25 protein-coding genes are annotated in these 24,407 nt (G+C 43.0%); 21 read left to right on the forward strand and 4 right to left on the reverse strand.

Annotated features, from left to right (window positions below):
- Positions 1-83: 83 nt before the first annotated feature.
- Together Q7A53_RS10790 and Q7A53_RS10795 are read left to right on the forward strand one after the other, a co-directional pair.
- Complete coding sequence (locus tag Q7A53_RS10790; RefSeq protein WP_411789173.1) at positions 84-281, forward strand: hypothetical protein; 198 nt, start codon at positions 84-86, stop codon at positions 279-281.
- A gap of 211 nt (positions 282-492) precedes the next feature.
- Positions 493-2,433: an LTA synthase family protein gene (locus tag Q7A53_RS10795; protein WP_411789174.1), complete on the forward strand. Its 1,941-nt coding sequence runs from the start codon at positions 493-495 to the stop codon at positions 2,431-2,433.
- A gap of 79 nt (positions 2,434-2,512) precedes the next feature.
- Here the strand turns inward: Q7A53_RS10795 and Q7A53_RS10800 are convergent, their stop codons facing one another.
- Positions 2,513-4,396 (reverse strand): LTA synthase family protein, encoded by a 1,884-nt coding sequence (locus Q7A53_RS10800; protein WP_411789175.1) that lies wholly within the window; start codon positions 4,394-4,396, stop codon positions 2,513-2,515.
- 388 nt (positions 4,397-4,784) lie between these two features.
- Here Q7A53_RS10800 and Q7A53_RS10805 point away from each other — a divergent pair, with 388 nt between their 5' ends.
- From Q7A53_RS10805 to Q7A53_RS10860, 12 genes are all read left to right on the forward strand, one after another.
- Complete coding sequence (locus Q7A53_RS10805) at positions 4,785-6,863, forward strand: BglG family transcription antiterminator (RefSeq protein WP_411789176.1); 2,079 nt, start codon at positions 4,785-4,787, stop codon at positions 6,861-6,863.
- A 17-nt stretch (positions 6,864-6,880) separates the two neighbouring features.
- Positions 6,881-7,372 (forward strand): PTS sugar transporter subunit IIA, encoded by a 492-nt coding sequence (locus tag Q7A53_RS10810; RefSeq protein ID WP_411789177.1) that lies wholly within the window; start codon positions 6,881-6,883, stop codon positions 7,370-7,372.
- A complete protein-coding gene (locus tag Q7A53_RS10815; RefSeq protein ID WP_411789178.1) occupies positions 7,369-7,653 on the forward strand; it encodes a PTS sugar transporter subunit IIB in 285 nt (94 codons plus the stop codon). The genes Q7A53_RS10810 and Q7A53_RS10815 overlap by 4 nt, the downstream gene beginning before the upstream one ends.
- 25 nt (positions 7,654-7,678) lie before the next feature.
- Positions 7,679-7,963, forward strand: coding sequence for a PTS sugar transporter subunit IIB (locus Q7A53_RS10820; RefSeq protein ID WP_411789178.1), 285 nt, complete (start codon positions 7,679-7,681; stop codon positions 7,961-7,963).
- Positions 7,964-8,038: 75 nt separating this feature from the next.
- Positions 8,039-9,298: a galactitol-specific PTS transporter subunit IIC gene (locus Q7A53_RS10825; protein WP_411789179.1), complete on the forward strand. Its 1,260-nt coding sequence runs from the start codon at positions 8,039-8,041 to the stop codon at positions 9,296-9,298.
- Positions 9,299-9,314: 16 nt separating this feature from the next.
- Complete coding sequence (locus Q7A53_RS10830; RefSeq protein WP_411789180.1) at positions 9,315-10,346, forward strand: zinc-binding dehydrogenase; 1,032 nt, start codon at positions 9,315-9,317, stop codon at positions 10,344-10,346.
- An 88-nt stretch (positions 10,347-10,434) separates the two neighbouring features.
- Positions 10,435-10,593 (forward strand): hypothetical protein, encoded by a 159-nt coding sequence (locus tag Q7A53_RS10835; protein WP_411789181.1) that lies wholly within the window; start codon positions 10,435-10,437, stop codon positions 10,591-10,593.
- Positions 10,594-10,608: 15 nt separating this feature from the next.
- Positions 10,609-11,667, forward strand: a complete 1,059-nt coding sequence (locus Q7A53_RS10840; RefSeq protein ID WP_411789182.1) for a galactitol-1-phosphate 5-dehydrogenase — start codon at positions 10,609-10,611, stop codon at positions 11,665-11,667.
- A 161-nt stretch (positions 11,668-11,828) separates the two neighbouring features.
- Positions 11,829-12,305 carry a DUF2243 domain-containing protein gene (locus Q7A53_RS10845; protein WP_411789183.1) on the forward strand — a complete coding sequence of 159 codons (477 nt, stop codon included), beginning with the start codon at positions 11,829-11,831 and terminating at the stop codon, positions 12,303-12,305.
- Positions 12,306-13,106 carry a cytochrome c oxidase assembly protein gene (locus Q7A53_RS10850; protein WP_411789184.1) on the forward strand — a complete coding sequence of 267 codons (801 nt, stop codon included), beginning with the start codon at positions 12,306-12,308 and terminating at the stop codon, positions 13,104-13,106. It abuts the gene before it with no gap.
- Between the two features lie 448 nt (positions 13,107-13,554).
- Positions 13,555-13,956 (forward strand): hypothetical protein, encoded by a 402-nt coding sequence (locus Q7A53_RS10855; protein ID WP_411789185.1) that lies wholly within the window; start codon positions 13,555-13,557, stop codon positions 13,954-13,956.
- Positions 13,957-14,110: 154 nt separating this feature from the next.
- Positions 14,111-15,163, forward strand: coding sequence for an SEC-C metal-binding domain-containing protein (locus Q7A53_RS10860; RefSeq protein ID WP_411789186.1), 1,053 nt, complete (start codon positions 14,111-14,113; stop codon positions 15,161-15,163).
- An 81-nt stretch (positions 15,164-15,244) separates the two neighbouring features.
- On the opposite strand, the gene Q7A53_RS10865 is transcribed toward Q7A53_RS10860, so the two are convergent.
- The 3 genes from Q7A53_RS10865 to Q7A53_RS10875 form a co-directional block, all read right to left on the reverse strand.
- A complete protein-coding gene (locus Q7A53_RS10865) occupies positions 15,245-15,859 on the reverse strand; it encodes a cupin domain-containing protein (protein WP_411789187.1) in 615 nt (204 codons plus the stop codon).
- Between the two features lie 36 nt (positions 15,860-15,895).
- Positions 15,896-16,555, reverse strand: a complete 660-nt coding sequence (locus tag Q7A53_RS10870; protein WP_411789188.1) for a cupin domain-containing protein — start codon at positions 16,553-16,555, stop codon at positions 15,896-15,898.
- Positions 16,556-16,812: 257 nt separating this feature from the next.
- Entirely contained in the window at positions 16,813-17,565 is a 753-nt protein-coding gene (locus tag Q7A53_RS10875; RefSeq protein ID WP_411789189.1) for a hypothetical protein, read from the reverse strand.
- 250 nt (positions 17,566-17,815) lie between these two features.
- Here Q7A53_RS10875 and Q7A53_RS10880 point away from each other — a divergent pair, with 250 nt between their 5' ends.
- From Q7A53_RS10880 to Q7A53_RS10910, 7 genes are all read left to right on the forward strand, one after another.
- Complete coding sequence (locus Q7A53_RS10880; protein ID WP_411789190.1) at positions 17,816-18,079, forward strand: hypothetical protein; 264 nt, start codon at positions 17,816-17,818, stop codon at positions 18,077-18,079.
- A gap of 350 nt (positions 18,080-18,429) precedes the next feature.
- Positions 18,430-20,076, forward strand: coding sequence for a ribosomal protection-like ABC-F family protein (abc-f, locus tag Q7A53_RS10885; RefSeq protein ID WP_411789191.1), 1,647 nt, complete (start codon positions 18,430-18,432; stop codon positions 20,074-20,076).
- Between the two features lie 682 nt (positions 20,077-20,758).
- Positions 20,759-21,271, forward strand: coding sequence for a DinB family protein (locus Q7A53_RS10890; RefSeq protein WP_411789192.1), 513 nt, complete (start codon positions 20,759-20,761; stop codon positions 21,269-21,271).
- A 32-nt stretch (positions 21,272-21,303) separates the two neighbouring features.
- Entirely contained in the window at positions 21,304-21,528 is a 225-nt protein-coding gene (locus tag Q7A53_RS10895; protein ID WP_411789193.1) for a hypothetical protein, read from the forward strand.
- Between the two features lie 16 nt (positions 21,529-21,544).
- Entirely contained in the window at positions 21,545-22,324 is a 780-nt protein-coding gene (locus Q7A53_RS10900; RefSeq protein ID WP_411789194.1) for an aminoglycoside phosphotransferase family protein, read from the forward strand.
- Between the two features lie 86 nt (positions 22,325-22,410).
- Complete coding sequence (locus tag Q7A53_RS10905; protein ID WP_411789195.1) at positions 22,411-23,019, forward strand: ArsR/SmtB family transcription factor; 609 nt, start codon at positions 22,411-22,413, stop codon at positions 23,017-23,019.
- A 74-nt stretch (positions 23,020-23,093) separates the two neighbouring features.
- Entirely contained in the window at positions 23,094-24,344 is a 1,251-nt protein-coding gene (locus Q7A53_RS10910) for an MFS transporter (RefSeq protein ID WP_411789196.1), read from the forward strand.
- Positions 24,345-24,407 lie beyond the last annotated feature (63 nt).

A 24,407-nucleotide genomic window follows, 5' to 3' on the forward strand; every position in this document is an offset into this window, starting at 1 on the left:
TCAAAGGTTTGTGCAGATAGAATTATGATAAGATAGGGGTACGCTTCATACTGTTCGTAGGAGATTTAGGGGGAGTGAACACGATGACCATTGTCAGCTTTCTAATTATTGGCTGGATTTTAACCTGGTTTAAATTTGACCAGACCTTTATTCAGGCTTTTCAGGAGCTTTTTAATAAAACGATTACGAGAGCGAGTTATTATTTCATCTTTTTTTGTTTCGGAGCGGTTGGAGACATTGTCTTATTGGTAACGGGCAGATTTACCGAGTATTTGTTTTAACCATGAGCGGACGAGAAAATCTCACAGGAGCCATATTTCTATTAGACTAAACCAACAGGATATCCTGTTGGTTATTTTTTTGAAGAAACCATTCATTTATAGTAAAGATTTCCTCTGATTCTTTGAACCACTTAATAATAGGCATCCTTTGCCAAGCATATACTACCTTGATCGCTTTTACTTTGTACATAAGGAAGGATGAACCTCTGAAATGCTGACGAAGGACAAGGTATATGCCCTGTTATTTGTGTTCGCTTCTTTGTTTTGTATGGAAATGGTTTTAAAGATTTTAACGGCAGCTAAGGATATTACCCCTGGGAACGTGATGATCTCATTATTGTTTTCCTTTTCCATCGCCTTGGTTATTTACTTGCTGTGCAGTTTATTTGAAAGCAGAACCAATTCTATTTTAATGAGAGTCATCCTTGGATCCACAGCCCTGTTCTTTGCTAGCCAGTTGGTTTATTTCAAGATCTTTAAAACCTATTACAGCCTCTATTCAGCTGGGAATGCGGGACAGGTCCTCGAATTTTGGAAGGATGCTGCGCTTATTACACTTCGCAGTCTGCCGTGGCTGCTAGTATTTTTCATCCCGGTTCTGTTTCTAATAACCTATGGGAAAAAATATCTCTCCTTTGAAAGGCTGCATGCCCAGCAGAGAATTATCTTAGGATGCTGTATTGCACTCGCGCATGCGGCGGCACTTTCGGTCGTCTCTATCAATGGCAAACAAACGTTTTCCGCTTATGATTTGTACTTTAACAGCAATGAACCCGTGCATTCGGCTGTCCAGTTAGGACTGCTCACTACGATGAGAATCGATTTCCAACGCCTGGTTTTTCATTGGTCGCCTGAATTGAACACCCATCTGCCTTCCGCCCATTCCCAAGAAGCAGAAGGGCACAATCAGCCGGCAGCCAAGGCCTACCAGACAATGGACATTGACTTCACAAAGCTCGCTCAGACAGAGAAAGATCCGAACATCAAGCAAATGGATCAATACTTCGCAAATGTGGAGCCGACTTCAAAAAATGCTTATACAGGAAAATATAAAGGTTACAATTTAATTTTTATTACGGCGGAATCGTTTTCGCCTTATGCCGTTCGTGAGGATCTGACGCCGACCTTGTATAAACTTGTCCATGAAGGATATAACTTCAAGAATTTCTACAATCCTTTATGGGGAGTCAGTACCTCTGACGGTGAATATGTGGCAACCACCAGTTTAATTCCGAAAAGCGGGGTATGGAGTTATTATCAGTCAGGGAAGAACGCGATGCCATTTGCGATGGGGAATCAGTTGAAGCAGCTTGGCTATAAAACGGCTGCCTATCACGACCATACCTACACTTACTATCACAGAGAAGTGTCTCATCCGAATATGGGATATGAATACAAAGGTATAGGAAATGGGCTGAATATGAAGAAAACCTGGCCATCATCGGATTTGGAAATGATGCAAGTGACGGTACCAGAGTATATTCAAAAGCAGCCGTTCCACACTTACTACATGACGGTCAGCGGACATATGCAATATAACTTTATGGGCAACCAAATGGCCATGAAAAACAAAAAATATGTCGACCATCTCCCGTACTCAGAACAAGCCAAGGCGTATATCGCTACTCAAATTGAACTGGATCACGCCTTAGAATATTTGCTTGCCAAATTGGAAGATGCGGGAGTAGCGGATAAAACGCTGATTGCTTTAAGTGCTGATCATTATCCTTACGGGTTGGATAAGAAAACGATTGATGAACTCGCCGGCCATAAAGTCGAAGAGAATTTCGAGCTGTACAAAAGCCCGTTTATTCTTTATACCAAAGGCATGAAACCCGTCACTATTGACAAGCCAGCTTCGAGTCTGGACATCATACCGACGCTTTCCAACCTGATGGGTCTTCCCTACGATTCCAGGCTGTTAATGGGCCGAGACATTTTCTCTGAAGAAGATCCGCTGGTAGTATTTCTGAACAAAAGCTTTATCACGAATAAAGGCCGTTACAATTCGGTAACCAACGAGTTCACACCGGCCCCAGGCGTCACTGTGGACCCAGGCTACGCAGACGAAGTATCCGCTGAGGTATCGAACAAATTTAATATCTCAAGAAAAATTTTGGAAACCGATTATTACCGGAAAGTGATTAAATAATACTGCTTCCTGATTCATGAAGATTGTATATCTAACTAAGAAAACCTCTTCCATCTATTTTAGACGGAAGAGGTTTTCGTTATCTAAAGCTATCAAAATATTGATCGGACCAATTCATAATTTTGAGTACTTTTTCTTTTTCTTTCGGAAACGCATCATTTGGATCGTCAAAGCTGGACTCTACCCGTTTGTTCTTCTCAATATCTACGATTCGAGCGTCAAAGCGGCTGTTTTTCGCGACATAGAAGAGGTTGTCATTGAAAAACGAACTGGTCGCAACGTAATACCGCATGCCGAGCAAGTTCGACTTATAATGCATAAGGTCGTGACCGAAATAGATGGTGTCCGGTTCCACACCAAGCAGGTTAAGAAGTGTTGGCATCATATCGATTTGGCCGCCAAGAGTATCGACCTGTTTCGGAAGTTTTTGCTCAAGGCCTGGAGCTCCAACGATGAAAGGAATATTAAATCGGGACAAAAAGCTGTAGCGCTGACCCGTAAATTCTTTCAGAAGCTTCTTATCTACATCCTCTAAAAGTTTGCCGTGAACTCCCGAGTGGTCGCCGTAAAGGGCAATAACGGATTTATCCCACAGACCATCTTCTTTTAATTGTTCAAAGAATTTACCAATGGCCATATCTGTATAGTGGGCAGCCTGCATGTAATTTCCTGTCAGTGTGCCCTGATACTTATCAGGCAGCGTTAATCCTCGTTTATCCTCCGGCATTTTAAACGGAGTATGGCTGGTCAGAGTGATGACATGAGAATAAAACTTTCCATGCTTCTGATTCAGATCTTCTAAAGCTTCCAGCGAATGGTTGAGGAATAGTTCATCTGATTGACCGAAGCCAACGGTATCTTTTTCTCCGTAGTAGTCTTTCGAATAGTGATCATTGAACCCTAAAGCAGGATAGAGAGCATCCCGGTTCCAGTATTCAATATCATCCGCATGCATCGTAACCGTATAATATCCTTTGTCCTTCAGCATCCTCGGCAGAGAAGGAACCTTCATTCCTTCTATTTCTTCCGAAATCGCTTTGTTCCCAAGCGGGTAAATGGATGTATTCATTAGAAATTCCGCATCGGACGTATTTCCAGAACCAATTTGCTGGTACACATTGCCGAAATAAGTGCTGTCTTTAAGCCACTTATTTATATTCGGAGTAATCTCCTGGCCGTTAATCGATTTGCCAATAACGAAATCCTGCAGCGATTCCACCTGAAGAATAATTAAATTCCGATCCTTCGCAGCTCCGAAGAATTGATGATCCTTCATGGGGACAAATTCGTTCCCTTTTAGGTCTTCAATTTTTTCCTGCGTTACATTTTGATTTTTCCCTTCGAAGGCATAAATCGTATTCTTCTCTTCTTCGTCATGGAAATATTGAACGAATTGCGCATTAAAAAAGCCATTTTCTTTGGCGAATAAAGCATTGTCATAAATCATATCATTCTTGCTCATTTGAAAATTAATGAACGAGATGACAAGACCTACACCAAGTAAAGCGAACATAAAAGGCTTGAAATTGAATCGCGCCGGATACGACCATTTTTTCCGGGCGAAAAGCCAGATCACTATAAATAGAAGCAAATCAGCAAAAAGAAGGACATCCATCGGCTTCAGTAACATCATAGCGCTTTCGTTGACGCTTCCCACCTGATTAAGCTGAGAAAGGTCATAATAAGTAGGGATCGTGCCAAAATATCTTTCATATACGAGCATGCTCATAAATAGCAGGGACAGAATGAGATCCAATGCTATGTAAAAGATGATTTTCCCCTTTTTAATAATAAGCTCGGCAGCTGCTATAAAGATGATCAGGAAACTCATCTCAAACCACAGGCTGTGGAGCGGGTTATGATCCGTTAGTAAAATCGAGCGAACAAGGATGATTTTTAGTGTAATCATCAATGTAAAGTATAAAAAGGAACTTCTTAATAGTTTTTTTCCGAATTCTTTCATATTTATCACACCTCATTCACAATTATACTAGTTTGTAAATTTAATGTAAACATAGCGTAATAGTTTGTTAACGAATATCAGTTTGCGCAAGATTCTCCTCATGCAGAAAAAGATAGACTACATCATCTAACAAGATTCCTCATACATTTCAATGGCTTTGCGGTAAGGGAGTTCGCAAGGCATTTTTTCATGGAAGAAATCACAGGAAGGATGCCTTATTTCAACATAATTGGTAGAATTTAATAATCTGCGAAAAAATTAGAAACGTAGGTTGGATTAAAATGTAAATCAAAATGATGTACAACAACTGTTCGTACATTTGTGATGAAAGCGGATTCAGAACGTGAACACCCGGTGCTACAATGAATTTGTGAAGGGGGGCGAACCCGTGTCTCTTGATGATAGAAGTAAGAATATCCTGGATGAGCTAGTCAGTCATCCCAGTGTAACGAGTACAACTTTAGAAAATAAATATGAATTAACCCGCAGACAGCTGGGTTACAGTTTTAACAAAATTAATGACTGGCTGCAGGCGAAAAATCTCCCGGTCATTGAGCGGACTAGAAAAGGTCACTTTATTATTGATCAGGCCGTGTTTACTACGCTGAATGGTGAAGAGGAGAGTGAGCTTGTCGATCCGGCCATCCTGAATGAAGACCAGCGAGTGTATTTAATTACGATGATGCTGTTGAGCAGTCAGGAAGAACTGTCATTAAATCACTTTACGGCAGAATTAGAGGTTAGTAAGAATACGATTCTTAGCGATTTAAAGCAGGTTCAGGCATTCCTCAATGATTATGAGCTGACGATTCGCTATTCGCGAAGAGCCGGTTATGTATTAGAAGGGAAAGAATTTCAAATTCGGAAGCTGCTCATTAACGTGACCTACCAATTAGTGCAAATGAATATTGGTAAAGACAGAGTCAGAAAGCTTGCGAATATCGAACCAGCCGAGATTGAGGAATTTAAGCGTCGGATTGAAAAGGTGGAGAATAAGCTGAGCTTAAAATTTACCGATGAGAAATTAGCTACTATGCCGCTGATTTTAATTTTAATTTTCCGGCGGATTGAACAGGGGCACAAGATTCAATACTTTTCCATTAAATATGAAGAGTTGTCCGGGACGAAAGAGTACCAGGCGGCACAGGCTATTTTCCACAATTATGAAGAGGTTCCGGTTCAGGAGCGGTTGTTCTTTACTCTCCACCTGCTGACGACGAATGTTTATTGGTCCGACTATATTACGGATAATGATTCATCGCCGGAGCTGCTTCCTGTCATTGACAACATGCTGCGCTTGTTTGAAAAGAGTGCCTGTATTTATCTGCAGGATCGTGAGCAGCTGATGGAAAAGCTGCAGCAGCACATTAAGCCTGCCTACTACCGGATTAAGTATCAGTTGACCGATACGATTGATTCGCAGAGTGTGATGAATAAAGAGATGAATGAATTGCATCATCTCGTGAAACGGTCAACCGGTCCGCTTGCCGATTTTATTGGCAAAGAGATTCCGGAAAGTGAAACGACTTATATTACGATGCTGATCGGTGGCTGGATGCGCAGGCAGGGCGAGAGCATTGAACGAAAAGTGAAAGCGATTGTGGTTTGCCCACAAGGCGTCTCGGTCTCAAAGCTGATGTTCAATGAGTTAAGAGAATTGTTTCCCGGCTTCGTGTTTCTCGATTCTTTATCAGTCCGGGAGTTTATGGACTATCGGTTAGATTACGATCTTGTCTTTTCACCGATGTCGCTGGAAACCGAGAAGAAGTTGTTTATCTCGAAGCCCTTCTTGAGTGAAGAGGAGAAATACCGGCTTCGGAAGCAGGTCATGCTTGAACTTCACGGCTATATTCCCAATGACATTAACGTTCATCACTTGATCGACATCATAAAGAATCATGCCGTTATTGAAGATGAGCAGGCATTAACGAACGATCTGCAAAGCTACTTTGAACGGGATGAAGAAGCATCGGTCAAGCAGACGTTGAAAAGTCGTGATCTTCACTTGAATGAATTAATCACACCGGATCATATTAAGATCCGCCAGTCGGTCTCCTCCTGGGAGGAAGCCATCCGCATCAGCGCCATGCCGCTGGTGAAGAACGGGGAGGTGGATCCTGAGTATGTGGATGCCATGATTCACCGCACCGGGGAAGATCCTTACATTATTATCGGACCGAACATTGCCATACCTCATGCCGCCCCGGATGAAGGGGTGAATGAAGTCGGCATGAGTCTGCTTCGGCTGAAGCAGGGGGTCCATTTCACCGACGATTACAAGATCAATCTTGTCTTTGTCATTGCGGCTGTTGATAAACAGCAGCACATCCATGCGCTAATGCAGCTGATGCAGCTAGCCGGTTCAGAAGCCGACCGTAAGCGGATGATTGAGGCAGACACCGTAGAAGAGATCCATAAGATTTTAGATCAATATTCTATTGAAAAAGAAACAGAGATTACTAAGTAGATCGTGAGGTTTTGCAGATGACAGATATTTATTTTGATGAATCCATCATCCTCCTTGATGTGGAGGGCACAACGAAAGAAGAAATATTAACGAGGATGGGACAAAACCTCGTCGAGAAAGAACTCGTGAAAGAAAGCTTCATTCCGGCGATTATTGACCGGGAAACAGAGTTTGCCACAGGTCTTCCAACGGCCGGCTTGTCCGTGGCTATTCCCCACACAGACGTGGAGCATGTAAAACGGAAAACGATTAGTATTGCCGTGCTCAAGAATGAAGTTGATTTCGGCATTATGGGGGATGAGAGTGAAACCACTCCGGTCAAGCTTGTGTTCATGCTTGCAATGGATGAAGCCCATTCCCAGTTATCACTTCTGCAGAAGCTGATGGAAGTCTTCCAAAATGAAGAAACACTCCATTACTTAGTGAAGCAGACCGATAAATCAGCCATCAAACAGCTGCTAGAAGAAAAATTAAACTTTACTCAATTTGAAGGAGGACAATCATCATGAAGAAAAAACAAGTATTAGTCGCATGTGGAGCAGGAATTGCAACGTCAACCGTAGTAAATGGAGCCATTGAAGATATGGCAAAAGAAAACAATCTGCAGGTCGATCTAGTTCAGATTAAGATCGCCGAAGTTGGTGGTTATGTGGATACCGCAGATCTTCTCGTTACAACAGCAATGACGAAGAAAGAATACCCATTCCCGGTCATCAACGCACGATCCTTTTTAACAGGTATCGGCAAAGAAGATACGAAGCAGGAAATTCTGGAAGAACTGAAAAAATAAACCCTAGATAAGGAGAGGATTCATGATGAAAAAGAAACAAGTATTAGTCGCTTGCGGTGCTGGAATTGCAACGTCAACCGTAGTAAATGGAGCCATTGAAGATATGGCAAAAGAAAACAATCTGCAGGTCGATCTGGTTCAGATCAAAATTGCCGAAGTCGGTGGCTATGTGGATACAGCTGACCTGCTTGTGACAACAGCGATGACAAAGAAAGAATATCCATTCCCAGTCATCAATGCTCGTTCCTTCTTAACAGGCATTGGCAAGGAAGACACGAAGCAAGAAATATTAGAAGAATTGAAGAAGTAAGCAGATGAAATCTCGGTTTCTCTGAATCAGGGAAACCGGGAGGATCCTGTACATTACGTAGGGAGGACGAATAGAATGCAAGGTTTTGTTGATGCTATACAAGCTTTCTTAGACTTAGGAGCAACCGTAATTCTGCCTGTTGCTATCTTCTTATTAGGTTTATTATTCGGACAGAAACCGGGCAAAGCGTTTCGTTCAGGTTTAACGATCGGGGTTGCCTTTGTCGGGATCTTCTTAGTCGTAGATTTACTAGTTAATAACTTAGGACCTGCCGCTCAGGGTATGGTGGACCGGTTAGGCGTTGAGCTTAACGTCATTGATGTAGGCTGGCCAGCTTCTTCCTCGATTGCCTGGGCTTCGGTTGTTGCCGCATTTATCATTCCACTTGGTTTAATCGTGAACATCATTATGCTTGTTACGAAAACAACGAAAACGATGAACGTTGATATTTGGAACTTCTGGCACTACACCTTCATGGCAGCGATGATTTATGCCATTTCTGGAAGTATCGTTCAAGCCTTAATTGGAGCTGTTATCTTCCAGGTGATCTGCTTGAAAGTAGCCGACTGGACGGCACCGATGGTCAGCGAATTCTATGAACTGCCGGGTGTTTCGATCGCAACCGGAAGTACCATTTCGTACGCACCAGGAATCTTCCTCGTGCGATTGCTGCAGAAAATTCCTGGCGTCAGAAACTGGAATGCCGACCCGGATACGATTCAGAAACGTTTCGGGGTGTTCGGTGAATCGATCTTTATCGGTTTGTTCTTAGGAGCTGCGATCGGAATTCTTGCCGGATACAGCGTTGGTGACGTCATTGATATCGGGATGTCTATGGCGGCCGTTATGGTTTTAATGCCGCGCATGGTAAAGATTTTGATGGAAGGTCTTATGCCTGTATCAGAATCTGCTCGTGAATGGTTATCCAAACGCTTTGGCGAACGCGAAATCCATATTGGTCTTGATGCCGCTGTTCTGCTTGGTCATCCATCCGTAATTTCTACGGCGCTGATCCTTGTACCTGTAACGGTCGTACTAGCAGTTATTCTTCCAGGTAACTCGTTGCTGCCGTTTGGTGACTTGGCAACGATTCCATTTGTGGTTGCCTTTATTGTTGGAGCGGCACGCGGGAATATTGTGCACTCGGTGATAGTGGGAACCGTCATGATTGCGATCTCCTTATACGTCGCCACCGATGTTGCCCCAATGTTTACACAAATGGCAACCAACGCGAACTTCGATATGCCTGAAGGATCTGCGCAAATCTCAAGTATTGACCAGGGCGGGAACATTATTAACTGGATCATTTATCGTATCTTCAGCTTGTTTAACTAATAGAGGAGGATTTTAAATGAAAGCACTTGTGAAAACGGAACTCGGATTCGGAAATCTGGAAATTCAAGATAAAGAAATACCGCAGCCTGGAGCAGGCGAAGTGAAAATTGAAGTCAAGTATGCGGGCATCTGTGGTTCTGATATTCACACGTATGAAGGCCACTATAAAGTCGGTGTTCCGGTTACGCTCGGTCATGAGTTCTCCGGCGAGGTTGTCGAAGTTGGAGAAGATGTGACTGAATTTAAACCAGGCGACCGTGTCACTTCAGAAACGACGTTCTACATTTGCGGCGAATGCGAATATTGCCAGAATGGCGACTACAATCTCTGTAACTATCGCAAAGGATTAGGCACCCAGCAGGACGGTGGCTTTGCCAAGTATTTAGTGGCGAGAAAAGACAGTGTCCATCATCTTCCGGATAATGTGGACTTCAAATCTGCGGCGATGACTGAACCGCTCGCCTGTACACACCATGCCGTAGCAAAAACGGAAATAAATGAAGGCGATGTCGTCGTCGTGATTGGTCCAGGACCCATCGGATTATTTACCGCTCAGGTCGCTAAAAGCCGAGGAGCAACCGTGATTATAACCGGCCTGACCAATGACCGTGTCCGCTTAAATAAAGCGGAAGAAATCGGCATCGATTATGCGGTTGATACGCAGAAACAGGATTTGAAAGAGCTGGTGAATGGACTTACGGACGGCTATGGCGCGGACATTGTATTTGAATGCTCCGGTGCTGCACCGGCAGCGAAGCAGGGTCTTGATCTATTGCGGAAAAAAGGCCAGTACGGCCAGGTGGGAATTTTTGCCCGGCCGGAAATTGAATTTGATCTGGAAAAGGTGATTCAAAAGGAAATCCGTCTAGTAGGAAGCCGCAGTCAAAAACCGGCTGATTGGGAACCGTCACTGGAATTAATGAATAATGGCCGAGTAAACGCGAAAGCGATGGTGACCCACGAATTTGATATTACCGAATGGGATAAAGCGTATGAGGCGATTAAAAGCGGCGAAGCGATTAAAGTGCTGCTCACACCGATCGATTAATCAGTCATCACGACTGAAAAGTGAACAGATGGATCTCGAGACTTTAATCGTGGAGCGCGTTAATTTTCTATAGAAATGAGGGTGAACGATGGTAGAGACATTGCTAGATTTCATGCTGGGACCGATGAGAGGCATTGGAGATTTCTACTTTGAGCACCAGACGATCTTTAATTCAGTTGTGGTGGGTCTTGCTGCTGTGAAGCTTGTCTTCAGCAGAAAGAAACCGCAACGGGCAGAATCCAGCTAGAAAGGAAGGAGCACGATGAAAGCTCTGAATTTATATAATGAACAGGATATCCGATTTGAGCAGTCACCGGCACCCGTTATTGAAAATGAAGATGATGTGATTATCAAAGTGAAAGCGGTGGGAATCTGCGGATCAGATATTTCCCGTTACAAGAAGCTTGGACCTTACGTCGAAGGCATGACATTCGGTCATGAGTTTGCAGGCGAGGTTACAGAAGTAGGTGCCGCGGTTACGAACATGGCTGTTGGTGACCGGGTGGCCGGCTGTCCAACTTTTTACTGCGGCAAGTGTGTTCCCTGTCAAAAAGGGGAACTCTCCCGCTGTGAGCGCCTGACTGTGATCGGCGCGCGTCATCCAGGAGCTTACGCCGAATACGTCCGGCTGCCTGCGACTCACCTCCTGCCGCTTCCGGACAATGTTGATTATGATACAGCTGCTTTAGTTGAACCTTCTTCCGTTGTAGCGCATGGATTTTACCGGACGAGCATTCGTCCAGGGGCAGAAGTTGCTGTCATGGGCTGCGGCAGCATCGGACTGTTAGCTGTCCAATGGGCGAAGATCTTTGGAGCGAAAAAAGTGTACGCCATCGATATTGATGATTCCAAACTTGAGGTTGCGAAGCAGGTGGGAGCGGACATTTGCATCAATTCACTTCATACACCTGCGCACGTGCAAATCGCAGAACTCACGGACGGTCTCGGGGTTGATCTAGCGGTCGAGTCCGCTGGTTCGCCCGTCACCTCGGCCCAAGTCTTCGCGCTCCCTAGAAAAGGCGGGGAAGTCGTATTCATGGGTATTCCCTATGCTGATATTTCTATTGAACGGTTTTATTTTGAAAAGATAGTTCGCAATGAACTGAGGGTGCTAGGGTCGTGGAATGCGATTTCTCCGCCGTTTCCTGGTGAGGAATGGCATTCTTCGCTCCACTACATGAGCACCGGACAGATTAATGTACAGCCGATGATTTCCCATCACTTGAGTCTGGAAGCCGGTCCGCAGACATTTGATGATTTAATTCATCGGCGCGGGGATTACGTGAAAGTATTGTTTTATCCGGAACAGGAATGGGCCTGAAGAACAAAGAGTTCAGCTACTGCTGAGCTCTTTGTTTGTTCCTATAACTCGGGTACGATGGACGATCTCTAGTTCTTCCCGCTTATTCTCCTCGATTTGTGTTTATTACAAGCAGGCTTGGGAAATTGGTAAAAAATAGCTTGTTAAAGAGGAGGTATACGATGGGAGAGCGTTCAGAGGCGTTGAACTATGCATCTAGAAATATATGGGCGGGCATTTTGTTTGGCATTGGAGTGGCTGCTTTTTTAGATGAAACCATTTTTCACCAGCTGCTGGCTTGGCACCACTTCTATGATCAGTCCACAAAAAGTGTGGGTTTGATTTCAGATGGACTCTTCCATGCGTTCAGTTGGTTTGCCACGATCGGTGGCTTGTTTATTGTGGCCGATTTACGCAGAAGGCATGCCTTTCATTTCAAACGCTGGTGGGGAGGGGAGCTGTTAGGTTCTGGATGCTTCCAGCTTTATGATGGAACCATTCAGCATAAGCTCATGAAGATCCACCAGATTCGCTATGTGGATCATATTCTTCCCTATGATTTAATTTGGAATGGTATAGCGATTATTCTCATCATTGCAGGGATTCTATTAACCTACCAGACTCGTGACAGCAGGAAACACATGGGGGGAACGGCCTAAATGGAGCATGGACTTCAGAGAATAATGGACAACGGTATTTATCAAGGATTGATGGCTCTGCCATTCGTTCTTCTGCTAGCTTTATATTTCACTGCCGGGCTTTGGTCGAATAGAAAATCCCATCTGAGAGAATGGCCGGTTTATCGGTATGTCCTGTTCAGTCTGGGAATCGTGATTTCTGCATCAGCGGTTACCGGTCCGTTAGCAAGCAGGGCGATGGTGGATTTCCAAGCCCATATGACCGGCCATCTCTTTCTAGGGATGCTTGGACCGCTTCTGTTAGCTCTCTCTGCCCCGATGACTCTATTGCTGAGAGCTTTACCTCAACCCTTAGCTATAAAGGTAACCGGCGTGTTGAAAAGTCCTCCTGTACGGACGATCAGTCATCCGGTAACAGCATCAATACTTAATGTCGGCGGACTCTGGGTCCTGTACACAACAGAAATCTATTCCGCCATGCATCATTACCTATGGCTTCACCTTCTCGTTCACTTTCACGTCTTTGCTGCCGGATACCTGTTTACCGTTGCCTTTGTTTATATGGATCCCGTTCCGCACCGTTACAGCTATGTGTACCGGACGGTGGTCTTCATTATTGCGCTAGCGGGTCACGGTGTTCTTTCCAAGTACATTTACTTTCAGCCCCCTCCTGGCGTAATAAAAGGGGAGGCTGAAGCGGGAGGAATGCTTATGTATTACGGGGGAGATGTGATTGATGCCATCATTATTTTCCTGCTTTGCTATCAATGGTATAAAGCGGCACGGCCCCGAAGCAGTATGGCTCTGGACCCTGTTAAATAAGTCTATTTCGAATAAGAGGTTGGGACAAAATCTTTTAGCTATTGTTTAATCCGAACGATGATGAAATCTTCCATCGTTCGGATTTTTTGGCTGTATGGCGGAGGACTTCGAAATTTTTCACAGGTCGTGGATCTTCTTTCCCCCCTTTTATTCCTAAGTCTTGCTGTAAAGTATAAACAAGGAAAATGGAAGTGAAAATATGAACCATTTCCGGAGCGGCCAGTCAGGGTCAACCTCTTCCACTTTTCCCTTCTTTTCATTGTTCTTCTATCGAGTAGAGGTGTCCCTCGCCTCTTTTTTTGCGTAAGGTCCTTTTCATAGATACAATGAGAGAGTGGGAACCTATCCGTGCTTCTTGCTTGTCGATTTAAGATAAGAAGATTTGTTCGAGCACGGCAACGGATTAATTGTATGACAGACGGTGTCTAATCTACAGGAGGGACTGCGAGTGAACAGACCCATTCTTTTCATCCTTTGCTTACTAAGTGTATTATCTCTTATGGCATGTCAGAGCAATAATTTTAAGTTAGATAAAGAGAATGTAACGAGTATTGAAGTCCGGGGCTGGGATACGAGTGAAGAGTTCCAGACCATCAAAGATCAACAAGTGATCGCAGATGTTGTCAATGGACTTAACAAATCGGGAACCGTAGACACTTCCAATAAGGATTTCATGATGCCAGAATATAGACTGCAATTTAAACACGATGAAGAAACGCTTTATGAGATGGGCTATTATACAGATCCTATGAAAATGGGGAGTAAGCCCGGGAATTTTTGGGACAAGAAGAACGGGGAATTCTATGAGTTCGAATATAAGTTGACGGTGAAAGAGCAGCAGGACCAATAGTCAAGTTCTGTTGTTTTTTTGTTTCCTTAGAAGAAGCTTTCCTAATCTATGGATTTCCTTCGTAAGCAAGAGTTCAAACAGCGATCCTTAGTGTTTCAGGGGAATTTCTAATCCCTTGAAAGCACAAGTAAAACAAGAAAGAAGGTGCCTTACAGTGGAGAAAATCGGAAGAAATGAACCATGTCCTTGCGGCAGTGGAAAAAAATATAAAAAGTGCTGCGGAAAGTCGAATGTTATACAGTTCCCTGCTAAGCAGATTGACGATGAACTGATCAATTTGCTGCATCAATTTCAAGAGGTGATGATGGACCAGTATTCCTATCTGCTTCCTTATCAAGCTCCTGAAACGGATGAAGAACAAATGATTTATTTGGTTGGCCTGATTTACAAGGGAGTCTTTGACGTTCAGGAAAATGGCGAATCTCCGTTCGAATACTTTTTAAAGAAAAAACGGAAAACCATCGTTCGTCCTGCGACGAAGCAGGCGTTCGAAGACTGGGTCAATGCGGTCCCAAGTTTTTTCAAATTGGAAAAGATGGAATCGGAAACTACACTGCTCGTAAAGGACCAATTAGACGGACAACTTTATCAAGTGAAAAGAGAAAGCATTCCTTTAGACACGGACGAGCTGGAAGATACTCCGTACTATATGGGCTTTCTAATGAACTGGGGAAATATGCATAATTTCTTCCCATTGGCCCTTCCTGGCGGGAAGAAATGGGGGGAGTCCTACTTGAAGAAGCTGAAGGAACGAGCGGCTGAAAGTGATGAATCTTCCATCACTGCGTATTTCCATAACCAATTTCTAACGGAAGTGAATACCTGGTTCTTTGATGTACCGGACCGAGCAGAAGAAATGTATTCAGCAGAACCAGCAGAGTTAGAAGTACTTGCACTTTTGGATCAGCACGTCGAGCCTTCTGTTAAGTCTGCAGAAGGTTATCAAAGCGCGAGAAATTTTTGGCTGAGGTTCTGTGAGGAGACGAATCCACAAATCCGCAAGCCAGAGGTTCTATCCGCTTCTCTTGAATATTTTATCCGGTTCACCCCTTTCTTTGAATTGCTCGATGAAGGAGTCACTCAAAAAGAGATCGCTCAAAAGTATGGGGTAAGTCCAGCAAGCATTGCCAGGAGATTTGATGAATTTGAAGGGTTTTTATTCGATTTATTTGATGAAGAAAAGGTAGAAATGCCTGTACCACAATAAACTGCGGATAGTTAAACAAAAAGTAAATCTTGAATCTATGTAAGCAAAGACCGGTTAACGAATCTGGTCTTTGCTTATTTATCATTGCTGAGCATTATAATGATAGTAAGGATAGTAGGCATAAGGAGAGTAAGCTCGGGTTTGTGAGTCAGCAGGCTGGTTTTTTGAGCAGTTATTAGGAGGTCCGATATAGGTGGAAGGCTGGACAGGAGCTGTGGTCTTCTTCCACTGATTTTCATCCATACAGTACGTGTGGGCCATCACGTTGTCAGGCGTAAAAGCAAGAATATCTGACCCCAATATTACTTCCGGTGTAGGGGCATCAAATATGGCCAGCAAGTGGGTTTGATCTTGGGTGGCGGTTTCATAGTGCCACCAGCCTTGTGGGATATTGGCAACTTGGCCAGGCTTAATCGCATAGTTAAGTATTTCCTTATTGAAGGGGTTGAATATGGACACGATAGCGGCTCCGGATATGCAGTACACCAATTCGGAAGCATTTTGATGATAATGAGGCTCTACGACATTACCTTTGCTCATGAAAATGTCTAACAACGAGGAGTTTTCCAGCGTATTCATCTGCTGGACGCCTAAAATGTTGATGAAGTTCTGGTTATCTTTTTTAAACAAGGGACTCGTATTCATATCAAACGCAAATTGAGCTTTAGGTGAGCTGTAATCCATATATTTGGTCAACTTGATTCTCATCTCTTTTCCGTGTTATCTATTTTTTTAATAGTCGATGGTGCGATGATTAATTTTAACCGAAATCCCTTTCTGTGCCTCTTCATCCTCAAACGAGGACTCCACCCTTGGTTCTGCACCTGCCCTCATTGCATGCTGAGATTGCGGGGGGCCGATGACCACGGATTCTTTAATGGGTGCCAGTGCCTCGGCAATCAATTCCGGATTGGCTCCATAAGCCATTTTAAAGACTTCCGGAGGGGTTAACCTTAGAGTGTCTGAGCCTTCAGCCGTTTCAAATTGATCATTATTGAAGAAGAGATGGAGATGTAATTTATCTGAAGCAGGTCTGATCCAGTGCCACCAGGCCATGGGTATGAAAACCACTTGACCAGCTTTGGCACTATAGTTATGAAGTTGTTTCGTATCTGGATCTACGATAGAAACAATGGCTTCACCGGAAACCACGACATCCAGCTCCCATGCATTAGGGTGCCAGTGCGGTTCCCGAATATGTCCCTTAGTTAGAAACAAGTCGACAAAAGCCCCGCCGATCATGGCAGGAAGCTGGGTAGAAGTAACTTCATACGCAATATTTTCAGGGTTGCGTTGAAAGAAAATGTTCTCTCTCGTATTAAAAAATAAATTTGGCGTGCCGCTGGTTTTTTTAATATTGGTGTTATTCGGGACGAATCCAGATTGAGACATAGGCATTCCTCCTGCGGATATCGCTTGCAGACATGGGCGATGGCGTTGGTATTGTATATGGAAGTGGAGGGATTTTTGTGAATGACTGATTGGCGGGAATGAATGTCCAGACTCTATTTTTGACCTGTAGTCAAAGCAAAAGGGTGAACCAAAGTATTTTTTATTTGCCAGAAAACCCGAACCATTGATTTTACCTTGGTTCGGGTTTTCTATGGTTTTACAGATTTTGCTGATTCCATCTGTTTTTCTTAAGAGCTCTACTGTTCAACGGTTCGGCTGTGACTTTCCTTTTGAATGCCAAAAGAAAAAGAAACCTTGCGGGAGTCCGATAATGTCGCTGTTACTCTAACGACTTGTGCCTTTAAAGAATTAGGAAGAGTAACATGCCCTCCGTCTACCTTCATTTCCTGTACCGTTCCTTTGTTTAAGAAAAAAACTTGCATATCGAAGGGTTCTTCCACAGGTGATAGGTCGACTTGAATCTGAGGAGCAGCCTTCACAGGGAATACATGAGCGCTGACAGGATCCTGATGGATTAAGTATGGAGTATCTGGAATCGCACATCCATTGCTGTCATCGTTATCCCAGCATGTGGTCGGATGTTTAATCGTTGTGTTATGTTCCCCGACTGTCAGATGTACCACTGGCTGCTCTTTTTTCTTAATGGATTCAAATTCCATGTAATTGAGGACATTTGGAATGAACAATCCAATAGCCACAGTAAGAGGAAGTAAAATAAGTAGGATTTTCACCGGCTTTCCGATCGGCCGCTTCTGAAGCCAGATATCTGCTGCAAAGACAAATATGCCGACCAACGAAGTATTAAACCCCATGGAAACGGATTGAAAGAACAATAATCCTGCGGAAAAAGCAGTGACCGTGTGAATGAGAAAGTGAATCAATGAAGAAGATTTTGTAATTCTATAAGTAATGTAGTGACTAAGAAGGTTAACTGGGACTGCAATGATCAGGATAAAAGGAAGAACATACATACCATATACGGAGACCATGCCTATGTATTCAATGAAAAATTATCGTTTATTTTCATTCCCAGAACAAAAGGGAAGAGTAAAATCGTCATGAAATATGAAATCAAATAGACGAAAAATTTATGTTTTGCGTTTATTTTGGTATTCAAATTTTCCCTCCTTTGTTAATTGCCCTATTCAGATTATCATAGATGAAAATTCCAGTAAATTTCGGTATCGTAATGTCGAACTCTAATATTCGTAGTAAAATTTTAAGGGAGAACTATACTTAATGAATAGTCGATTGCATTACTTTTGCAAAAAAATGGGAGGGACAACGATGGTCGTCTTTCTATACATGGGGATTAGTATAGGCATTGCCTTTTGCCTTGGGATTATTCCAGAAGGACTTGGAGATACTCTGCTGTTAGGTGCCATTTTAGGTGTATTACTAGCTATATTTCATCAATTAACTAAAATCAATCATCGTTTATCGAAGGAAAATACAGGTACACGACCTTCTTCATTACGAAGAAAAATTCCCATACGCAAGTGACCGGCATCTATATTTAGAAAGAACTTTGATTCAATAATCATAAGCATCATACACCAGAGACATAAGATTCAACTTGTAAATTTATTGCACAAAGTGTTACGATGTTAGTTACTTACAGACGAAAGGAATGATGGGTGGCCGATGAAGTACTAATCCGTTTTTTTATATTTGAAATTCTATATTTCAGATAGCAAAAAATTTAGGATTAGTCTGCCCATTTTTCTATATACTGTTTAGCCGTATGGCTGAAGAGCTTATTAGAATACAGAAAAAATGTGATTTGACTAATCCTTCCAAAACTATTTGGGAGGATTTTTTTATTCTCCCTGAAATTGAAGGGATGATGGTTTATGTTAGAACTTATACAGCTGCAAAAGATAAAGATTGAGATTCACCAGCAGACTATCTTGGAAGATATCGATGCGAATGTGCACCAGGGAGATATTATTGGCATTATAGGCAAGAATGGAGCAGGTAAATCAACCCTGCTGCAAGTATTAAACGAGGATCTTCACCCGTCAGAAGGACAAATCAAACATCTGCAGGATCACTTAAGAATCACGATGGTGGAACAGGAAACAGAGTCTTACCATTTTGACGAGGTCAGTTCATTAGAGGCGTCGTTACTAAAGAATTGGCAAGTACCCAGCCGGAAGTACTCCGAGTTAAGCGGCGGGGAAAAGCTGAAAGCACGACTGGCAAGAGGGCTTGCTCAGGATACCGATCTGCTGTTGCTGGATGAGCCGACTAACCATCTGGATGAATCGAGTCTGCGCTTTCTAATTAAACAGCTCCAAAGCTTTAAAGGCACGATTATATTAGTCTCTCACGACCGTTATTTCCTGGATGAAGTGGTCACTAAGATCTGGTCGCTGGAAAACAAAACGCTTCTGAGTCATAGTGGCAGCTATACGAGCTACATTGAATTTCGTGAAGCTAAGCGGCTTGCCCAGCAGCGTGAATACGAAAAGCAGCAGAAGATGAAAGAGCGGGTGGAGGATCAAATGAATCAGTTAACCTCCTGGTCAAAGTCTGCCCATGCCCAATCGACTAAACAGGATGGGGCAAAGGAATATTACCGAAAAAAAGCTAAACGAATGGATACCCAGGTAAAGTCCAAGCAAAAACGTTTGGAAAAAGAACTGGAAAAAATAAACGCGGATGCCCCTGCACCTGAACACGAGGTGAATTTTTCCTTAAAAGCGAACGCTAAAAAAGGAAAACGATTCCTTGAAGTAAAGGATGTAGAAAAGTCCTTTCAAGGCGGGACATTATTTAAAAGCACTGGTTTCACGATTCAGCATGGGGAAAATGTTGCGATTACAGGGGCGAACGGCAGTGGCAAGACGACCTTTTTGAAAATGATTAAAGGGATAGAACCCGTTTCAAAAGGAGAGATATGGGTCTCACCTTCTGCAAATATCGGTTATTTAACGCAGGAAGTCTTTGACCTGCCTCTTGGCCAGACACCAGAACAGTTATTTGATAAGGACTCTTTTCAGGAAAGAGGGCACGTGCGTAATCTGCTGAAGCATCTAGGTTTCACAAGTGAACAGTGGACAGAGCCTATCGCAAGCATGAGCATGGGGGAACGAGTCAAATGTAAGCTGATGAAATATATTTTAGAAGAAAAAGACGTGCTCCTCTTAGATGAACCGACGAACCATCTGGATTTGCCGTCAAGAGAACAGCTGGAAACAACGTTAACCCAATACCAGGGCACGCTTTTAATCGTTTCCCATGACCGTTATTTGTTGGATAAGATAGCCACTACAAAGCTGATGATTTCCAACCAGACATTGAAAAAGCAATGGAAGGAGGAAGAATCATTTAAGAAGCCGGATGAACAGGAGGAATTGCGGCTCACCCTGGAAACCGAACGGCAGGAAGTATTAGGCAGGCTGAGCTTAATCACTCCCGGCAGTAAAGGGTATGAAGAGCTTGATCATAAATTTAAAGAGCTTACTCAATCAATAAATGAGATTAAAAATGGGTGATGACAGAGAATGGAAGAGTTTATGGGGATTACAGTTAACGAAGGTAGATGAAGCCTTGATACACAGAAAGAGCCTGAGACAATAGAAAATACCTGCCTTTAAAGACGATCAAACAAGGGAAGTGCAGGGGTAAGAAAGACCGCTCCGGAAATACACTCCGCTTTTCGCGGGCGGCAGGTTTGCCTCCTCGTGCTGCGCACTCCGGGGTCAAACCTATGCCTTCCTCCCGCAGAAGTCTCCATGTATTTCCTACGCTAGAATGGTTTTTATTTTTTATTTCCTTTTTCCTGTTCATCAGAGAAACCTGACCAAAGAAACGGAAACAAACCATACGTTCTGTGTAACCGTCAATAAATCCCGCGTCATGCTGGGCAGAACAAAACCCGTAAGATGAAGGCGTGTTAGCCTCTTTATCTTACGGGTTTAATAATGGCTAACAGACTATATCATCAAGTAATTATATGTTATTGGAAATTTTAAAAAGTGTCAGAATCCCAATTTTCTAATGAAAAAATTATTCTGTCTTAGATCTTTGTCATTGGAAAGAGCGGAAATAAGAAAGGGAACAAGGAGATGAAGTGAAGAAATCGAATAAGTAAATAGAACACCTGATTCAAATGAAGACTTCAGGACATTCTTGATTTCAGACGAAATCTCATCAAATCTTAAGGAGTTGTTTTAAATGGAAGTGAAAATAGAACCGTTAAAAGGGTTCACAACGCAAATCGGGCATCTCGTATCGCAAATGAATTATGCGAGAAGAACCGCCTTAAAAGCTGTAGAAGGACTAACTGCTACAGAATTAGATTACCTGCCAAGTAAGGATGGAAATAGCATAGGAGCACTCTTATTACATATGGCTGCTGTAGAAAAAGGATTTCAAATCGAAACTTTTGAAGGACGCAGCCCAAATGAAGAGGAGATGAAGGAATGGGGAGCGGCTTACAGCCTGGGAGAACAGGGAAGAAAGAAGATAAATGGTCAGCCGTTAGATTATTATTTAACTAAACTTGAAGAAATCAGGCACAGAACACTTAAAGAATTCGAAAGAAAGACAGATGATTGGTTATACGAAAATACACCATGGGCCCATCATTCGTCCAATCATTATTTCATTTGGTTTCACGTATTTGAAGATGAAATCAATCACCGAGGACAGATAAGGGTGATTAGAAAAATGCTCACAAATGAATAGACCAGTACCGCTTATGTTACTGGGGTAACATGGTGGAAGAACTAGGGAGTGGAGCGGAAGGGGGGAATTTGAAAGGTGAAAATGAAGACAATCAACCATTCAATGATGCCATGGACCACATGCAGAAGCATGAAGGTACGCCAGCACCCGGCGAAGGGAAATTGCCCTTGGGAATAAGGATCTATGGGTACGTGATAGTTGGAGGCATAGTATTGATGATCCTTCTGGGTTTAATCGGAAACTTTATGTTTAACTAAAAAAGGAGGTGGAGATGTGGATAAAGAGGAATGGTTAACAGGGGGAAACGTCAATAACGTCTTTCGTTCCGGGCATACCGTCCGGCGAGAACAACACCCCAATAGTCACCGAATTCATCGCTTGCTGAAGCACTTGGAAAACAAAAAGTTTTCCTATGCGCCTAAATATTATGGCATCGATGAAAAAGGGAGGGAGATCTTATCCTACATTGAAGGTGAAGCCGGAAATTATCCATTGCAACCGTATATGTGGTCAGATGATGCGTTGACTGGTATAGCAAAAATGCTGCGTCACTACCATAATGCTGTAAGTGACTTTACCTTTGATGAGGACTGGCAGCCTTTAGATCTCACCCCTGAACCTAAAGAAGTAATCTGCCACAATGATTTTGCGATCTACAACATCATATTTAAAGATAATAAACCCGCAGGAATTATAGATTTTGATGTGGCTGCCCCAGGACCCAGGGGGTGGGACGCCGCTTATACGCTGTATACCAGCTGTCCTTTAAGCAGGTTTTATGTAACTCCAACAGGTGATAAAGTTTATTATCGATCCAATCATCACGCAGACAGAATCAAACGCAGGGTTCAACTTTTTAAAAGTGCTTACGGTGAACCGTTTGATGATTCCTTAGAAATTGTCGTCCTTCGATTAGAAGGACTGTGTAAAACGATGAGAAGGAAAGCAGATGAAGGAGTTCCCGCTTTTCAGAAGATGATCAAAGAAGGACACCTGGAACACTATCAACAAGATATTCAGTTTGTTAGGGAGCATAAAGATGAATGGATTTGAGGGACAAGGAGCCGAATTGACAAGATCAGTTCCTTCGTCCATACTATTGTTAAAATAATTTTACCGAGTAAATGGAGTTGACAGCAATGAAAGATATAAAGCTATTGACGACTCACAAACAGTTAAAGGCTTTAGCCGATCCTTTTCGCTCAGAATTACTGCTTCGCTTAATGGAGAAACCAAAGACCGGGCAGCAATTATCAGAGTTGTTCAACCTTTCCAGAGCGCGAATTCACTACCACTTAAAAGAATTAGAAAAAAATGAACTGATCGCCATCGTCCACAAGGAAGAAAAGAATGGGATCATGCAAAAGTTTTATCAAGCAGTTGCTGGTGGATTCGTACCTGATCAATCTTTACTTCCTTATTCGGATATGACAGAAACAGTCAGAGTGATGATGATCAGTATGCTGGACCAGTCGAAACGAAGAATCCTAGCCGCTCCGGAAGATTCTTTAAAGGAGGAGTCTGGCTCTAAGGACCCTGCCGAGTGGAAATATCGATCCAGCGCTTATGAAATTCACGCGAAAGAAGAAGACTTCTTAGTCTGGCAGCAGAAGTTTTCCGATTTAATGGAAGAGCTTGCTGCCCTGCAAAGACCCGATCCATCACCAGACGCTAAGCTATATTATTTTCACATGCTTGGATTACAAGTGGAGGAACCGCTGATTCAAAAGAAAAAAGGAGAATCTTAAGTCATTCTCTTTTTTTTGGTTTAACAGTAAATTTTTTTTAACCGTGTAGAAAAATTTATTTAAGGAGAGGTTGTATGAACAATACCAAACGCTTGGAAAGTGAAGTTGTCCTGCCTTTAACAAAATCCAGATCGTTTATTTTATTATTGATGACTACAGTGGTTTCCAGCTTAAGTCTCTCTATGTTTATGTTTATCCAGTCCTGGTATGTGGTGGAAAGTCTTGATAAGGAAGCGTTACTTGGGATTGTCTTAGTTTGTCTAACGTCTATGCGGATGATTTCCATGGTCATTGGCGGGGTGGTTGCGGACAGGGGCAGGCAAACGAGGATTATGGGCTTTGCAGATTTATCGTTAGCCTTTTTGATGTTGCTGCTTTCCGTCCTTTTTCATTACTTATCTGAAGTTCCTATCTGGATACTGGCCGTAAATGCAGGGTTGTTTGGAGCTAGCGGAGGAATGTTCGAACCTTCCAGAGACGCTCTTCTACCGAAAGTGGTATCAGTCGCTCAGCTTACGAGGGCAAATTCTCTTCTTCAAGGGGCCATCAAAATTGCTATGTTCTCTGGACCTTTCCTTGCAGGAATTTTAATTCACATAGCGAGTTACAGCTTGGTTCTCGTTCTGATAGGTCTTTGCTTATGTATTTCTGGGTGCAGTGTTTTCCTTATAAAAGTGAGGGAAGATAACCTGAACAACGAGGGGAAAGGCCGGGACACTTTTAAAGTTCAATTGGCAGAAGGATTCTCTTACACTTGGAAATCTCCGTTATTAAGGGCATTGTTTATCATTACAATTATAGTGAACTTCTTCATATCGGGACCTTTAATGATGGGACTGCCGATATTTGTTGAGGGGGTGCTCCAAGGAACTTCGGTAGACTTTAGTTATGTGCAGGGGAGTTTTACATTGGGAATGATCCTGGGTTCTGTACTTCTGGGACTTTTGAACATACAGCGAAAGCGAGGGTCTTATGCCTTATATTTCATAGCTCTGCAGGGAGCAGGCATGTTTATTTTTAGTCAAGTTCATTCGATCTTAACAGCAGTGGTGATCATCGTTTTTATCGGCATGCTGACTACGGGAGTCAACATCCCGCTGATCTCCCTCGTCCAATCCTCTGCAAATCAAGCGAAGGTCGGTAGGGTGATGAGTTTGATTCGTACAGGTTCCCTAGGATTAATTCCCCTTTCGTACGCTGTGACTTCTATGCTTTTAGGTATGGGGATTAAGATTCAGCATTTGATGGCGTGGAGTTCTCTGCCTCTTTTGGTCAGCGTAGGGGTGCTGTACTTTTTATATCCAATCTTGAGGACAGCGGACTAAAGGGAATGTTAAGAGCAGGGTACGATCATTTATTTGCGCTTTTTTAGATATAATTGCATAAAA

The organism is Halobacillus rhizosphaerae, assembly GCF_046719735.1.
Lineage (GTDB): Bacteria > Bacillota > Bacilli > Bacillales > Halobacillaceae > Halobacillus_B > Halobacillus_B rhizosphaerae.

Excerpts from the sequence above, each read along its gene's own strand:
- Q7A53_RS10790 (WP_411789173.1), top strand. The coding sequence starts at position 84 with ATGACCATTGTCAGCTTTCTAATTATTGGCTGGATTTTAACCTGGTTT.
- Q7A53_RS10795 (WP_411789174.1), top strand. The coding sequence starts at position 493 with ATGCTGACGAAGGACAAGGTATATGCCCTGTTATTTGTGTTCGCTTCT.
- Q7A53_RS10800 (WP_411789175.1), bottom strand. The coding sequence starts at position 4,396 with ATGAAAGAATTCGGAAAAAAACTATTAAGAAGTTCCTTTTTATACTTT.
- Q7A53_RS10810 (WP_411789177.1), top strand. The coding sequence starts at position 6,881 with ATGACAGATATTTATTTTGATGAATCCATCATCCTCCTTGATGTGGAG.
- Q7A53_RS10815 (WP_411789178.1), top strand. The coding sequence starts at position 7,369 with ATGAAGAAAAAACAAGTATTAGTCGCATGTGGAGCAGGAATTGCAACG.
- Q7A53_RS10820 (WP_411789178.1), top strand. The coding sequence starts at position 7,679 with ATGAAAAAGAAACAAGTATTAGTCGCTTGCGGTGCTGGAATTGCAACG.
- Q7A53_RS10825 (WP_411789179.1), top strand. The coding sequence starts at position 8,039 with ATGCAAGGTTTTGTTGATGCTATACAAGCTTTCTTAGACTTAGGAGCA.
- Q7A53_RS10830 (WP_411789180.1), top strand. The coding sequence starts at position 9,315 with ATGAAAGCACTTGTGAAAACGGAACTCGGATTCGGAAATCTGGAAATT.
- Q7A53_RS10835 (WP_411789181.1), top strand. The coding sequence starts at position 10,435 with ATGGTAGAGACATTGCTAGATTTCATGCTGGGACCGATGAGAGGCATT.
- Q7A53_RS10840 (WP_411789182.1), top strand. The coding sequence starts at position 10,609 with ATGAAAGCTCTGAATTTATATAATGAACAGGATATCCGATTTGAGCAG.
- Q7A53_RS10845 (WP_411789183.1), top strand. The coding sequence starts at position 11,829 with ATGGGAGAGCGTTCAGAGGCGTTGAACTATGCATCTAGAAATATATGG.
- Q7A53_RS10850 (WP_411789184.1), top strand. The coding sequence starts at position 12,306 with ATGGAGCATGGACTTCAGAGAATAATGGACAACGGTATTTATCAAGGA.
- Q7A53_RS10870 (WP_411789188.1), bottom strand. The coding sequence starts at position 16,555 with ATGTCTCAATCTGGATTCGTCCCGAATAACACCAATATTAAAAAAACC.
- Q7A53_RS10875 (WP_411789189.1), bottom strand. The coding sequence starts at position 17,565 with ATGGTCTCCGTATATGGTATGTATGTTCTTCCTTTTATCCTGATCATT.
- Q7A53_RS10880 (WP_411789190.1), top strand. The coding sequence starts at position 17,816 with ATGAATAGTCGATTGCATTACTTTTGCAAAAAAATGGGAGGGACAACG.
- abc-f (WP_411789191.1), top strand. The coding sequence starts at position 18,430 with ATGTTAGAACTTATACAGCTGCAAAAGATAAAGATTGAGATTCACCAG.
- Q7A53_RS10890 (WP_411789192.1), top strand. The coding sequence starts at position 20,759 with ATGGAAGTGAAAATAGAACCGTTAAAAGGGTTCACAACGCAAATCGGG.
- Q7A53_RS10905 (WP_411789195.1), top strand. The coding sequence starts at position 22,411 with ATGAAAGATATAAAGCTATTGACGACTCACAAACAGTTAAAGGCTTTA.
- Q7A53_RS10910 (WP_411789196.1), top strand. The coding sequence starts at position 23,094 with ATGAACAATACCAAACGCTTGGAAAGTGAAGTTGTCCTGCCTTTAACA.